Here is a 14,510-nt window from a genome sequence, read left to right on the forward strand (position 1 = left end):
GGCGCCCCTGCCCACCTCCGCGGGCGCGGAACCGATCGAAACAGCCGCGCAGGCACCGCCGGATCAGGCACCGCCGGATCAAGCGGGGCAGACCGGCCTGCGCGCCCTCACCGAACAGCTGCGCGCGCATCTGGCGCACGTCCGCCTCGGAGGGGACGAGCGTTCCCGCGCCAAGCACACCGCGCGCGGCAAGCTGCTGCCGCGCGAACGCATCGACCGGCTGGTCGACCCCGGCTCTCCCTTCCTCGAACTGGCGCCGCTGGCTGCGTACGGCCTCTACGCCGAGCACGGCGGCCCGGTGCCTTCCGCCGGGATCATCGCGGGCATCGGGCGCATTCAGGGCCGGCTTTGCGTGATCGCGGCGAACGATGCGACGGTCAAAGGCGGCACGTACTATCCGATGACCGTCAAGAAACACCTGCGCGCGCAAGAGGTCGCAGCAGCCAACCGGCTGCCCTGTGTGTACCTGGTCGACTCCGGCGGCGCTTACCTGCCGCTCCAGGACGAGGTGTTCCCGGACCGCGACCACTTCGGCCGGATCTTCTTCAACCAAGCCCGGCTCTCCGCGGCCGGAATCCCGCAGCTCGCCGCCGTCATGGGCTCGTGCACGGCCGGTGGCGCGTACGTCCCGGCGATGAGCGACGAGACCGTGATCGTGCGCGACCAGGGCACCATCTTCCTCGGCGGCCCGCCGCTGGTGAAGGCGGCGACCGGTGAGATCGTGACCGCCGAGGAGCTCGGCGGCGCCGACGTGCACACCCGCCTTTCCGGTGTGGCCGACCACTACGCCGAGGACGACGAGCACGCCCTCGAACTGCTGCGCGCCGCGGTCGCGACGCTGCCCGAGCCCGAGCCGTGGCTGGTTCCCCGGGATCCGGCGCCACCGGCGCAGGACCCGGCGCAGCTCTACGACGTCGTGCCGGCCGATCCGCGCATGCCCTACGACGTGCGGGAGGTGATCCGGCGCATCGTCGACCGCTCCGAGACGCATGAGTTCAAGACGCGGTACGGCGAGACGCTGGTGTGCGAGTTCGCGAGGATCCATGGGTACCCGGTCGGCATTCTCGCGAACAACGGCATCCTCTTCAGCGAGTCCGCGCTCAAGGGCGCGCACTTCATCGAGCTGTGCCAGCAGCGCCGCATCCCGCTGGTGTTCCTGCAGAACATCTCCGGGTTCATGGTCGGGCGCGACTACGAACACCGCGGTATCGCCAAGGACGGCGCGAAGCTGGTCACCGCGGTCTCCTGCGCCACGGTGCCCAAGTTCACGGTCGTCATCGGCGGCTCGTTCGGCGCCGGCAACTACGGCATGTGCGGCCGCGCGTACGACCCGCGCTTCCTGTGGATGTGGCCGAACGCGCGCATCTCCGTCATGGGCGGCGAGCAGGCCGCCACCGTGCTGGCGACCGTACGCCGGGACCGGATCGAGGCCGAGGGCGGCACCTGGTCGGCGGCCGAGGAGGACGCGTTCAAGAAGCCGGTGCGCGACCAGTACGAGGCGCAGGGCTCGCCGTATCACTCGACCGCGAGGCTGTGGGACGACGGGATCATCGACCCCGCGGACACCCGGCGGGTCCTCGGTCTCGCGCTGGCCGCCGCCTCTTACGCGCCGCCGGCCGCGACCGGCTACGGCGTCTTCCGGATGTAGGGGGCTGGGACCGACGATGAGCGAGATCACCAAGATCCTGATCGCGAACCGCGGCGAGATCGCGTTGCGGATCATCCGCACGGCGCGCGCCATGGGCATCGCGACTGTGGCCGTGTACTCGGACGCGGACCGCGACGCAGCACACGTGATCGCGGCTGACGAGGCTGTGCGTATCGGCGCCGGCGCCGCGGACTCCAGCGCGCCGGCCGCCTCCTACTTGAACATCGATGCGCTGCTGCGCGCCGCGAAGGAAACGGGTGCGGACGCGGTCCACCCCGGTTACGGCTTCCTTTCCGAGCGGGCGGAATTCGCGCGCAGGTGCGGCGAGGCAGGTCTCGTGTTCATCGGACCGCCGCCGGAGGTCATCGAGGCGATGGGCCGCAAGGACTATGCGCGCCGTGTTGCCGAGCAGGCCGCGGTCCCGGTGCTGCCTACCTATCGGCCGGACGATCCGGCGATGCGTTTACCGGTGCTGGTCAAGGCGGCGGCCGGCGGCGGCGGTAAGGGCATGCGGATCGTGCGTTACGCCGCCGATCTGCCAGAGGCGCTCGCCGCTGCTCAACGTGAGGCCGAATCAGCGTTCGGCGACGGCACGATGCTTATCGAGCGGTACGTCGAACACGGCCGTCACGTCGAGGTGCAGGTACTCGCGGACGCGCACGGCAACGTCCTTCACCTGGGCGAACGCGATTGTTCGGTTCAGCGCCGGCACCAGAAGGTCGTGGAGGAGAGCCCCGCGCCGACGATCTCGGCCGCGGCGCGCGAGAGCCTTCTCGACGCGGCGGTGCGGCTGGCGGCGCAGGTCGGCTACGTCAACGCGGGAACGGTCGAATTCCTGGTCACGGGCGACGAGTTCTTCCTGCTGGAGATGAACACCCGCCTTCAGGTCGAGCACCCGGTTACCGAACTGGTCACCGGCCTGGACCTGGTGGAACTCCAGATCCGCGTCGCGGCCGGCGAACCGCTGCCGCTGCGTCAGGAGCAGGTGTCGTCGCACGGGCACGCGATCGAGGTGCGCGTATACGCCGAAGACGCAGACCACGGATTCCTTCCACAGGCCGGGCGCGCGGGCGTCGTCGCCTGGCCGCGCGGCGAAGGCGTGCGTGTGGACGCCGCGCTGCGTTCGTTCGACGAGGTCTCGGCGTGGTACGACCCAATGATCGGCAAGGTGACCGGGTACGGCCGCGACCGTGAATGCGCGCGCGAAACCGTCCTGGCCGCCCTCACCCGCACGCGCATCGACGGCCTGACGACCAACCTCGGTTTCCTGAGCGCCCTGCTCGGCTCCGCGCAGTTCGCCGAGGCGGCGATCGACACCGCCTGGTTGGACCGCAATCCCGACCTGCCGCTGCATCCGCGGCTCGGCGCGGACGGCCCGACGCCGTTCGACCTGCTCGACGGCTGGAGACTGGCCGGGCCGCCGCGTCCGGCTCAGGCCCGCGTCGAGCGCTCCCGCGCTTCGTCGTCCTCCGCGGCCGCAGTACTGGACGGCGTCGTGCGGGCGCCGATGCCCGGCACGGTGATCGCGCTCAAGGCCGGCCCCGGGCAGCGCGTCTCGGCGGGTGAGGCGCTCGGCGCGCTGGAGGCGATGAAGATGGAACACACACTCACCGCACCCCACGACGGCGTCGTCACCCGGGTCGGCGCGTGCGTCGGCGACCAAGTGCCGATCGGCGCGGAACTGTTCGTGGTCGAAAGCCCGGCCGGCGAGGAGCCCGCCGGCGAAGCCGCCGAAGGCGAGGACCTGCCGTGAGCGCTGCGCTGCCGCAGGTCTTCCCGCATGCCGGCCTGCCCGCGCGGGTCACCGTGTACGAGGTCGGCGCCCGTGACGGCCTGCAGAACGAGAAAGCGACCGTACCCACGGCGGTGAAGGCGCAGTTCATCGACCGCCTCGCCGAAGCCGGCGCCACGGTCGTCGAGGCCACCAGCTTCGTGCATCCGAAGTGGGTGCCACAGCTGGCCGACGCGGAGGACCTGTTCACGGGATTGCGGCGCCGCGACGGGGTGCGTTACCCCGTGCTGGTGCCGAATCCGCGCGGCTACGAGCGCGCGCTGGCGTGCGGCGCGCGTGAGATCGCGGTCTTCGCCTCGGCCACCGAGACCTTCGCGCGGCGCAACCTCAACACCAGCGTCGAGGGCGCCCTGGCCGAGATCGAGGCGGTCGTCGCACGGGCGCGGGCCGCGGGACTCTGGGTGCGCGGATACGTCTCCATGTGTTTCGGCGATCCGTGGCAGGGGCCGGTCGATCCGGCCGCCGTCGCCGCGGTCGTCGAACGGCTGCTCTCGGCCGGCTGCCAGGAGATCAGCCTCGGCGACACCATCGGCACCGCGACCCCCGGCCACGTCAGAGCCCTGATCGACACGCTCGGGAGCCGTGGCGTGGACCCGGCGCGGCTGGCCGTGCACTTCCACGACACCTACGGCCAGGCGCTGGCGAACACGCTGGCCGCGCTGCTGGCCGGCATCACCACCGTCGACGCCTCGGCCGGCGGTCTCGGCGGCTGCCCGTTCGCGAAGTCCGCCACCGGCAACCTCGCCACCGAAGACCTCGTGTGGATGCTGGACGGACTCGGTGTCTACACCGGCATCGACCTTCCGGCCCTCGTCGAGACCTCCCGCTGGATGGCCGGCCATCTCGGCCGTCCGGCCCCGTCCAGAGCCGTCCAAGCCCTCACAAAGGACTGATAACCGTGCTCGATCCGCAACTGCCCGCGGAGTACGAAGAGCTTCGCAAAACCGTCGAGGAGTTCGCCCACACCGAGGTCTCCCCGGTCATCGGCGACTACTACGAACGGCACGCCTTCCCATATCCGCTGGTCGCAGCGATGGGTCGGATGGGTCTGTTCGGCCTGCCGTTCCCCGAGCAGTACGGGGGGATGGGCGGGGACTACTTCGCGCTCTGCCTCGCCCTGGAGGAGTTGGCGCGGGTCGACTCCTCGCTCGCCATCACGCTGGAGGCCGGGGTCTCACTCGGCGCGATGCCGCTGTACCGCTTCGGCACGCAGGAACAGAAGCAGCGCTGGCTGCCCGATCTGTGCTCGGGCGAGCGGCTGGGCGCCTTCGGCCTGACCGAGCCCGACGGCGGCTCGGACGCCGGCGCGACGAAGACCAGCGCGCGGCTGGAATCCGCCGGGTCGGGCGGCAGCTGGGTGGTCAACGGCTCGAAATCCTTCATCACCAACTCCGGCACGGACATCACCAGCCTGGTCACCGTCACCGCGGTGACCGGCCCGCAGCAGGAGGGCCGCAAGGAGATCTCTTCGATCGTCATCCCGAGCGGCACCCCCGGCTTCACCGTGGAGCCCGGCTATTCGAAGGTGGGGTGGTGCGCCTCGGACACGCACGGGCTGTCCTTCGCGGACTGCCGGGTGCCCGAGGAGAACCTGCTCGGCGAGCGCGGACGCGGCTACGCACAGTTCCTGCGCATCCTCGACGAGGGCCGCATCGCCATCGCCGCGCTCGCCACCGGTCTCGCGCAGGGCTGTGTCGACGAATCGCTGCGGTACGCCCGCGAACGCGCTGCCTTCGGCCGCCGGATCGAGCAGTACCAGGCGATTCAGTTCAAGATCGCCGACATGGAGGCGCGCGCCCACACCGCCAGGCTGGCCTACCGGCATGCCGCGGCGCTGTTGATCCACGGCCGGCCGTTCAAGAAGCAGGCCGCGATCGCCAAGCTGGTGGCCAGCTCGGCCGCGATGGAGAACGCGCGCGAGGCCACTCAGATCTTCGGCGGCTACGGGTTCATGAACGAGTTCCCGGTCGGCCGGTTCTATCGCGACGCGAAGATCCTGGAGATCGGCGAGGGCACCAGCGAGGTACAGCGACTGCTGATCGCGCGCGACCTCGGTCTGCCCGCCTGACAGGCCGTCAGCCGTGCGTGTCCGGCCCGGGGCCGGGCACGCACCGTCCGCGGCCGCACACGCCCCGAATCGTTTCCCGGCAATCAGTTCGAGACGCGGAAATACGGCCGGGCTCCTTAGTACGGTAACCTGTGCGGACCCTGAATCGGGCGGCGACGCACGGTCCCGCCTCGGGTGACGCGACCGGCCACACGCGAATCCAGCGGCCACAAAACCCCAGCACGGCCCCGACTTACGAGGAGAAACACCCCATGGCAGCCACGCTTCAGGAGATCCTGCTCACGCCGGATAACCGCCCGAAGGTCGTCGCCGACTGCCAGACGCTGATCGACCAGGAGGTCTCCGACAAGTCGGGGATCTCCGGCACCGCGATCAAGCTGGCCTACAAGACCGTCACCGCCTTCGCCTCCGGCATCGTCCACGACGCGGTCGACTCACTGCTGCCGGACTTCGTGGCCAGGCTGGAGCCGTACTGGGCCGACTTCACCGCCTCGGGCGGCGCCGGGTTCGGCGACTACCTGGCCAAGCGCGGCGGCGAGGTCTCCGAGTCGCTGCTGTCGGTCACCGACGCGCGCGCCGCGAAGTCCGAGCGGGCCCCGCTGAAGAAGGCGTACAACACCGTGCGCCCGAGTGGCGTGAAGAACGTCGAGGCCGCGCTGCCCCGCCTCGGCGCGCTGATCCAGAAGTACGCGGGCTGACCCGAGCCCCGCCGTCGGCATCGCCGCGGGCAAAAGGGCTTTCCGCCTGGTCAAGCGTCGGATCGCGGCTCCACGAGAGCCGCGATCCGACGCTTGATCAGTTTTTGTCGGTACCTCCTGTCATAGTCGGTGACTGGACGTCATGGTTCGTCCGCACCCGACTGAAGGAGGAGAAATGTCCGCACCCGCAACCGCCGCACCGCGCGGCACCGCGTCCGTCATCGAACTGGAGATCGCCGCCGAGGCCGGTCCCGGCTGGCTCGGCTGCGGTGCCGAGCCGGTCACCGTCCACCTCACCGCCGAGACCGTTCGCTTCGAGGGCCCGAACCTGCACTTCATCACCGGCAACACCGTGGTGCGCACCGTGCCGAGAGCCGAGGTGACGGCGCTGACCTGGCGCGGCAGTGCGCCACGCGGACGCGGTTCGGGGCCGCACCGCAATGCCGGGGTGCTGTGGACCGAGGAGGAGCGCGGCCGGCTCACCGCGGAGGTGCTCGGCGACCTGAGCTGGATCGAGATCAGCCACCGGCACGAGCGCAGCATCTCCGCGGTGCGGCGCGAAGCGGTCCGCATGCGCCTGGTGGACGAGCTCGGACGCCGGCTCGACGAGCAACGCGCGGCCACCGGTGCCGCCCTGTCCCCGGGCGAGCAGTCGCTCGGCCGCGACAGACCATAGTGGTGTCAGGAGCCTCACAGTGCTCTTGACCGAGCACGTGGTAGAGGCCGTGTTCGGTCCGGTTCCCGGGGCGCACGTCCCGGGAACCGGACCGCGGGTCAGCCGTAGAACAAGCGCTCGAACACCGCGCGGGCCCGGCGCGCGCGACGGCGGTGCGCGTCCAGCAGCGCTTCCTTGTCGATGCGGTGGTGATCCAGCGCCGCGCCGACCGCGGGCGCCACGCCCCCAGCTTCCGCGAGCACGGCGCCGGTCACCGCGCCGTGCTCCGCCGGGGTCTCGTCACGGCTCCAGCTGTCCAGATAGCGCCCGACCACGGCGAGGTCACGCGCACCGGTCGGCACCTGGTCCGTCGCGCGGCCGCGCACGAGCGTGATGCCGTTGCGCATCCTCGTGGTCTGGTACCAGGCGTCGTCGAGCAGGTGCCGGTCCTCCCCGCCGATCAGCCCGGCGTCGCTCGCCGCCGCCAGAACCGCCCGGGTGCCGGTGACCCGCAGTGACGCGACGGCCCCCGCATGCCTCAACTGAAGGAGCTGAACCACCCATTCGACATCGGAAAGCCCGCCCGGGCCGAGTTTCGTGTGCAAAGCCCGGTCGGCGCCGCGCGGCAGCCGCTCGGCCTCCATCCGCGCTTTGAGCCGCCGGATCTCCAGCGTGTCCGCCTCGGACAGCCCCTTTTCCGGGTACCGCAGCGGATCGATCAGCTCGATGAACCGCGCGCCGACGTCCTTCGCGCCGGCGATCGGTTCGGCGCGCAGCAACGCCTGCGCCTCCCAGACCCGCGACCAGCGCCGGTAGTACTCGGCGTAGGAGGCCAGGCTGCGCACCAGCGGCCCCTGCCTTCCCTCCGGCCGCAGATCCGCGTCGATCACCAGCGGCGGATCGGTCCCGGGCGCCTGCAGCAACCTGCGCAGCTCGTTGGCCAGTTCGAAGGCGAGCGCGGCCGCCTCCTGCTCGTCGGCGCCCTCGCGCGGCTCGTGCACGAAAAGAACGTCGGCGTCCGAACCGTAACCGGGTTCCCCGCCGCCGAGGCGGCCCATCGCGATCACGGCGAGCCGGGTGGGCAGTTGCGGGCCGGTCCCGTCGACCACCCGCGCGGCGGCGTCCTGCGGGCCGCGCGCGCCGCGGAAGGCGATCACCGCGGCGAGCGCCGCCTCGATGGTGGCCGCCGTGACGTCGGTCAACGCCCGGCCCAGGCGGTCGAGCGGGTCCGGCGCGGCCCCCGCCGGGCCCAGCAGACCCAGCAGGTCCGCCGCCACGATCCGGAACAGTTCCCGCCTGCGGATCGCGCGCACGGCCGTGACCGCCTGCTCCGCGCTGCGCGCGCGGTACACCACGGCCATCATCTCCGCCTCGATGGCCGCCCGGTCACGCAGCGCCAATCCGTCGCGTGCTCCGAGCAGCGAGACCGCCGCGGGGTCGCGCAGCAGCAGATCCGGGACATACTCGCCGCAGGACAGTATCCGCGCCAGCCGCCACGCGGCCTCGCCCTCATCACGCAGGGTCCTGAGATACCAGGGGGTGGAGCCGAGCGCGTCGGAGACCCTGCGGAAGGCCAGCAGCCCGGCATCCGGGTCGGGCGCGTCCGCGAACCAGCCGAGCATCACCGGCAGCAGGGTGCGCTGGATCGCCGCGCGCCGGCTCACCCCGGTCGCCAGCGCCTCGATGTTGGCCATCGCTCCGGCCGGGTCGGCGTATCCGAGCGCGGCCAGCCGGGCGCGCGCGCTGTCCGCCGAGAGCCGCGGCACCGGCTCCGCCCCGCTGGGCACGGCGACGGCGCTGCTCTCGTCCAGCCTCGCGACCGCGACCAGCAGCGGCCGGTAGAACAACTTCTCGTGCAACCTGCGCACCTCGCGGGCGTGAGAACGCCAGGTCTTTCCGAGCTCGCCGGCCGGGTCCGTGCTCCAGCCAAGGGAACGGCCGATCCGGCGCAGCGCGGCCGGGTCATCGGGCATCGTGTGGGTACGTTCGAGCCGGAACAACTGGATGCGGTGCTCCAGCGTGCGCAGGAACCGGTAAGCCTCGGCCAGCTGCGCAGCGTCCTGCCGCCCGACGTAACCGCCCTCGGCGAGCGCCTCCAGCGCCTCCAGCGTGCCGCGCACGCGCAGCGTCTCGTCTCTGCGGCCGTGGACCAGTTGCAGCAGTTGCACGGCGAACTCGACGTCCCGCAACCCGCCCGGGCCCAGCTTGAGCTCCCGGTCCACCGCGACCGATCCGGGAGCACGGCGCAGCGAGTCGGTCGCGTGGTCGACCACACGCCGCCGCATGGCCTGCACGTCGTCGACGAAATGCTCGCGGCCCGCGGCAGTCCACACCAGCGGGCTGATCACGTTGAGGTAGGCCTCGCCCAGTGCCTCGTCCCCGGCGACCGGTCGTGCTTTCAGCAGCGCCTGGAACTCCCAGGTCTTCGCCCAGCGCCGGTAGTACGCAGCATGGCTGGCCAGCGTGCGGACCAGCGGCCCGGCCTTGCCCTCCGGCCGCAGCGCCGCGTCTACCTGCCAGATGCTGCCTTCTGGCGTGCTGTCGGAGCAAAGCCGCATCATCCGCGCGGCCAGACGGGTGGCCGCCCGCAGCGCCTCGGCGTCGTCCACCGCGGGTGCGCCTTCTTCCTCCCCGTCCGGGCGCACGGGTTCGGCCACGAAGACGACGTCGACGTCGCTGACGTAGTTCAGTTCGCGCGCCCCGCACTTGCCCATCCCGATCACCGCCAGCCGGCACAGCGCGGCGCTCGCCGGGTCCTGCGCGCGGGCCACCGCCAGCGCGGCGCCCAGAGTCGCCGCGGCCAACTCCGCCAGGTCCGCGGCCACCTCGCCCAGATCGGCGGACGCGGCCACGTCCCGCGCCGTGATCGCCAGCAGCGCCCTGCGGTAGGCGATGCGCAACGCGTCCTCGGCCTCCGGACCGGTGAGCGTCGCGACCGGCTCCCCGTCCCGCTCCTCCCCCGGCTCCGGCGCGCGCACTGCCACCGCCTCGAACATCAGCGCACGGAACCGGCCGGGCTCCGGGCTCAGATCCGCGACCTCGAACTCCTCCAGAGCGTGCCAGGAGTCGGGATGGCGCACCACGAAATCCCCGAGCGCCGCGCTTACTCCGAGCACGCCCAGCAACCGGTCGCGCAGCGGTTTGGAGGAGGCCAGCGTCGCGCGCAGAGTCCGCGGATCCGGGCTCGCCTCCAGCAGCCGGCCGAGCGTCGCCAGCGCCAGGTCCGGGTCCGCGCAGCGGCTGAGCGCGTCCAGGACCACCGGGTCGCGCCCGAGTTCTCCGAACGGCGGCGAACCGAGCAGCGCCGCCGCGGCCGCCGCGTCCGCGAAACCCCGCCGCGCCAACTGGCTCAGCGGGGACTCCCGCTCCCGATCAGCGACCACCAGAAGACTCTAACCAGCAGCCACCCGGCCAGTCACCCGAACCCGAGAAGAGAGCGCCGTCTTCGTCATCGGGTGGCCGCGCACACCGCGGCCGCGCACACCTTTCTTCGCGCGAGACGCGCCGCCCGCGGGCGGCCACGATCCGCGGACGGGTTCGCTCGAAAGAGTCGAGAGCCCCGCGATTACCCTCCGCTGCGCTACGGTGACGCCATGCGCGACAGCATCCTCGCCCCAGACCCCGCCCCGCGTGCTGGCCGGATCCGTCCACGCGAACGCAAGACCCTCACCCGCACCGACTGGATCGGGGCCGCCCTCGACGCCCTGGCCCGCGACGGGCTGCGCGCGGTGGCGGTCGAACCGCTGGCCGAGCGCCTCGGCGCCACGAAGGGCTCCTTCTACTGGCATTTCCGCGACCGCAAAGCGCTTCTCGAGGCGGCGGTCGCGCACTGGGAGCGCACCTCGACCGATGAGCTGATCGCCCGGCTGGAGGGCATCGCCGATCCGCGGCAGCGGCACGACGCCGCGATCGCCGCGATGGCCGGCTCGGAGCAGGACGCGCAGATCTTCATGGTTTTGCTGTGGAACGCCGACCACCCGGTGATCGGCCCGGCGGTGAACCGGATCCTGAGCAAGCGGATGACCTTCTCCCTGCGCGTACGGGTGCAGTGCGGTGAGGACGAGAAGCAGGCGCGCACCTCGATGATGTACGCCTACTCCGTCTTGCTCGGCCTGCAACTGCTGCGGCGTGTCACCCCCCGGCTGGTACCGGAGGGTGACACGCCGCAGGGTTTACGCGACTATGTCGCCGCGCTGATCAGGCAGGCGGCCGGAATCGAGCTTTCGGCCGCGCTCTGACGCCGCGTCACCGCGCAGGTCAGTCCCGCAGCACCGCGCCGCTGGACGGGTCCAGGATGATCCGGTCCGCGTCACGCTTGCCGAAGTCGAACATGGAGTTGAGCGGGCCGGCCACGGCGTCGAAGGATCCGTCGCCGATCTGCCCCGTCTTCCAGTTGTCCTCGACGAACTTCAGGATGGAGCTCTGGTCGGTCACCGAGTGGTCGACGTAGTTCGCCTTCGAGTACGGCGAGATCACCAGCAGCGGGGTGCGCGGACCGTAGCCGCAGCGGTCCTGGTATCCGGCCAGGGGCAGCCGCGACTGGGTGTTGCAGGCGCCGGCGCCGTTGGCGAAGTCCCAGTTCGCGTCCGAGGAGGAGTTCACGTTCGGCGGGGCGACGTGGTCGTACCAGCCGTCCGAGTCGTCGTAGGCGATGACGACCGCGGTGTTCTTCCAGTCCTTGGACTTCTCCAGCGCGTTGATCAGCGAGACCAGGCCGTGCTGCTCGTCGGTCGGGTCCGAGTAGCCGGCGTGGCCGTCCTGGTACATGGCCTGCTTCACGAAGGAGACCGCGGGCAGCTTGTCCGCGTTGATCGCCTTGTAGAAGTACGACAGGTCGTACTGGTGGTTGGCCGCGCCGTTGTGCCCGACCTCGTTGACCGAGGCGGGCGCGGTGTGGTGCGGGTTCGCGGTCGAGGCGTAGTACTGGAACGGCTCGTGGTGCGGGCTGTAGTCGGGGATCGTCGCACCGCCCACGTTCGCGTGGGACTGGCCGCAGACCGCCTTGCTCGTCGCGGTGGCCGCGGTGGTCGCGCCGAAGCCGCCCTGGAACCAGCCCCAGCTCACGCCCTTGCCGTTGAGCAGGTCGCCGACGTTCTTGCCGGTCATCGCCAGGTGGTCGCTGTTGTTCGAGCAGTCGTCGAACGCCGGGTCGGTGTCGCGAACGTCGGTCCCGATGCCGTTCGCACCGACGGTCCCCAGGAAGCTGGCGCCGCTGATCTTCTGACCGGCCGCGTTGACCGCGTAGCCGCCGTGCGTCTGGCCCGAGATCAAGTTGAGCGCACCAGGCGTGGAGGGCCCGTACGTGGTGTCGTACGAGTTGTCACTCATCGCGTAGTTCTGCGCGTAGTTCCACATCGCGGTGACGGTGTTGCCGTCGTAGTAGTCCATCACCAGACCGGGCACGCCCTGGTCCGGCGCGGAGCAGCTCTCCGTCTGGGTGTACTGCGGGAACTTGTCCACCAGGCCGTTGTCGTACGCCTTCTGCTCGGCGTCGTACCCGTGGCCCTGGTCGCAGGTCAGCGCCTGAGCGGGGGTGAGCCGCTTCGGGTTGAGTCCGTTCGGGTTGTTGTTCAGCAGCGAGGTGGTCAGACCGTCGACCGCCGGGGTGCCGGGCTTCGCGGTGAACTTCGTACCGCCGGTGTTGGCCGCGTTCGGGTAGGTGCCGAAGTAGTGGTCGAAGGAGACGTTCTCGTCGAAGATCACCACGAGGTGCTTGATCGGCGTCGTCGTCGCGGAGCCGGAGCCCCAGTCCCCCAGAAGTACCCGGCCGCCGGGGCCGGGCTGCGCCGGGGCCGCGGCGGCCCCGCTGCCCCAGCTCGGCTGCGCGAGCGCGAACGTCAGGCCGAGTGCGGCGGCGGCGGCGGTTCCCGCGATGACCGCCGGCCGTCGGCCGGCCTGCTTGATACTGCGTGGAAGTCTTGCCACGTCTTCCCCTCCGCATGGAGCCGAGAATGATCGGCTGCTCAGGTTCTGCGGAGTATGAGCTTGCTCCGGCGCGCGGACCTCACGCTCACGCCGAAGTGGCCCACAGGTGAACTTCGGGGAAGCTCACGGCGTCGCGTTTCTTCGAACTCTTCGATGGTTCGCGGCCGCAGCGGGGCTGCGGCGGCACGCGGCTGACCGTCACAGGACCGGCAGATACCTGGTGAGCTCGAACGGCGTCACCTGGCGCTGGTACTCCTCCCACTCGGCGCGCTTGTTGCGCAGGAAGAAGTCGAACACGTGCTCACCGAGGGTTTCCGCGACCAGTTCGCTGTGCTCCATCGCCCGGATCGCGTCGTGCAGCGAAGCGGGCAGCGGCTCGATGCCGAGCGCGCGCCGTTCGGCCCGGGTCAGCGTCCACACATCGTCGTCGGCGCCGGGAGGCAGCTCGTAGCCCTCCTCTATGCCCTTCATCCCGGCCGCGAGCAGCACCGCGTATGCCAGGTAGGGGTTGCAGGCGCTGTCCAGCGAGCGGATCTCCACGCGGGTGGACTGGCTCTTGCCCGGCTTGTACATCGGCACCCGCACGAGCGCGGATCGGTTGTTGTGCCCCCAGCTGATGTACGCCGGGGCCTCGCCTCCGCCGGAAAGGCGCTTGTAGGAGTTCACCCACTGGTTCGTCACGGCGCTGATCTCGCCGGCGTGCCGCAGCAGGCCGGCGATGAACGAGCGGCCCACCTTCGAGAGCTGGTATTCGGCGCCGGGCTCGTTGAACGCGTTGCGGTCACCTTCGAAGAGGGACAGGTGCGTGTGCATGCCGGAGCCCGGGTGGTCGTTCAGCGGTTTGGGCATGAACGAGGCGTACACGCCCTGTTCGAGCGCCACTTCCTTGACGACCAGGCGGAAGGTCATGATGTTGTCGGCGGTGGTCAGCGCGTCGGCGTACCGCAGGTCGATCTCCTGTTGCCCGGGCGCCGCCTCGTGGTGGCTGAACTCGACCGAGATGCCCATGGATTCCAGGTGGGTGATCGCCTGGCGGCGGAAGTCGTGTCCGACTCCGTGCGGGGTGAGGTCGAAGTAGCCGGAGGAGTCCACGGGGGTCGGCTCGACTCCGGGTCCGGGTTGGCCCTTGAACAGGAAGAACTCGATCTCGGGATGGGTGTAGAAGGTGAAGCCCTTCTCCGCGGCTTTGGCGAGGGCGCGCTTGAGTACGTACCGCGGGTCGGCGTACGAGGGCGTGCCGTCCGGGGTGAGGATGTCGCAGTACATCCGGCCGGTGCCGGGTGCTTCGGCCCGCCACGGCAGGATCTGGAAGGTGGACGGATCGGGCTTGACGAGCATGTCGGACTCGTGCACGCGGGCGAAGCCCTCGATCGCGGATCCGTCGAAGCCGATGCCTTCGGCGAAGGCCTGTTCGAGCTCGGCCGGGGCGACTGCGACGGACTTGAGGAAGCCGAGCACATCCGTGAACCAGAGACGGACGAACCGGATGTCCCGCTCCTCGAGGGTCCGCAGGACGAACTCCTGTTGCCGTTCCATGCTCCACACTCCAGCTTCAGCCTGCGCCGCGAACGGCCTGATCCAGCTCAGTCCACAGTATCGCGTGACAGGGTTACGCCCACATGAACCCACTCTGGCGTAGTGCCTGGTGCTATGTGCGAAGTGGCGTGGAAGGTCGGCTGTGCCGCTGTGTTTCGCTGGGCGGTGGCGGCCGTAGTGGTGTGGGC

The 14,510-nt window shown here is 70.7% G+C and carries 10 protein-coding genes; 7 read left to right on the forward strand and 3 right to left on the reverse strand.

The window, feature by feature from the left end:
• Nucleotides 1-97: 97 nt before the first annotated feature.
• The 6 genes from KGA66_RS11205 (at nucleotide 98) to KGA66_RS11230 (ending at nucleotide 6,882) form a co-directional block, all read left to right on the forward strand.
• Entirely contained in the window at nucleotides 98-1,648 is a 1,551-nt protein-coding gene (locus KGA66_RS11205) for a carboxyl transferase domain-containing protein (RefSeq protein WP_438822033.1), read from the forward strand.
• A 16-nt stretch (nucleotides 1,649-1,664) separates the two neighbouring features.
• On the forward strand, nucleotides 1,665-3,401 hold the full coding sequence (locus KGA66_RS11210; protein WP_211467471.1) for an acetyl/propionyl/methylcrotonyl-CoA carboxylase subunit alpha: 1,737 nt from the start codon (nucleotides 1,665-1,667) through the stop codon (nucleotides 3,399-3,401).
• A complete protein-coding gene (locus tag KGA66_RS11215; protein ID WP_211467473.1) occupies nucleotides 3,398-4,333 on the forward strand; it encodes a hydroxymethylglutaryl-CoA lyase in 936 nt (311 codons plus the stop codon). Before KGA66_RS11210 ends, KGA66_RS11215 begins: the two co-directional genes overlap by 4 nt.
• Nucleotides 4,334-4,338: 5 nt before the next feature.
• Nucleotides 4,339-5,508: an acyl-CoA dehydrogenase family protein gene (locus KGA66_RS11220; RefSeq protein WP_211467475.1), complete on the forward strand. Its 1,170-nt coding sequence runs from the start codon at nucleotides 4,339-4,341 to the stop codon at nucleotides 5,506-5,508.
• 251 nt (nucleotides 5,509-5,759) lie between these two features.
• Nucleotides 5,760-6,206 carry a DUF6918 family protein gene (locus tag KGA66_RS11225; protein WP_211467477.1) on the forward strand — a complete coding sequence of 149 codons (447 nt, stop codon included), beginning with the start codon at nucleotides 5,760-5,762 and terminating at the stop codon, nucleotides 6,204-6,206.
• 175 nt (nucleotides 6,207-6,381) lie between these two features.
• Entirely contained in the window at nucleotides 6,382-6,882 is a 501-nt protein-coding gene (locus KGA66_RS11230) for a hypothetical protein (protein ID WP_211467479.1), read from the forward strand.
• Between the two features lie 98 nt (nucleotides 6,883-6,980).
• Here the strand turns inward: KGA66_RS11230 and KGA66_RS11235 are convergent, their stop codons facing one another.
• Nucleotides 6,981-10,247 (reverse strand): bifunctional [glutamine synthetase] adenylyltransferase/[glutamine synthetase]-adenylyl-L-tyrosine phosphorylase, encoded by a 3,267-nt coding sequence (locus tag KGA66_RS11235; protein WP_211467496.1) that lies wholly within the window; start codon nucleotides 10,245-10,247, stop codon nucleotides 6,981-6,983.
• A 207-nt stretch (nucleotides 10,248-10,454) separates the two neighbouring features.
• Between KGA66_RS11235 and KGA66_RS11240 the strand changes: the two genes are divergently transcribed.
• Nucleotides 10,455-11,099: a TetR/AcrR family transcriptional regulator gene (locus KGA66_RS11240; RefSeq protein WP_211467480.1), complete on the forward strand. Its 645-nt coding sequence runs from the start codon at nucleotides 10,455-10,457 to the stop codon at nucleotides 11,097-11,099.
• Nucleotides 11,100-11,118: 19 nt separating this feature from the next.
• Here the strand turns inward: KGA66_RS11240 and KGA66_RS11245 are convergent, their stop codons facing one another.
• Nucleotides 11,119-12,786 carry a phospholipase C gene (locus KGA66_RS11245; protein ID WP_312886862.1) on the reverse strand — a complete coding sequence of 556 codons (1,668 nt, stop codon included), beginning with the start codon at nucleotides 12,784-12,786 and terminating at the stop codon, nucleotides 11,119-11,121.
• A 198-nt stretch (nucleotides 12,787-12,984) separates the two neighbouring features.
• Entirely contained in the window at nucleotides 12,985-14,322 is a 1,338-nt protein-coding gene (gene glnA2, locus KGA66_RS11250) for a gamma-glutamylpolyamine synthetase GlnA2 (protein WP_211467482.1), read from the reverse strand.
• Between the last annotated feature and the right edge of the window lie 188 nt (nucleotides 14,323-14,510).

It is taken from the genome of Actinocrinis puniceicyclus (assembly GCF_018283645.1).
In the GTDB taxonomy this organism is placed as follows: Bacteria; Actinomycetota; Actinomycetes; order Streptomycetales; family Catenulisporaceae; genus Actinocrinis; species Actinocrinis puniceicyclus.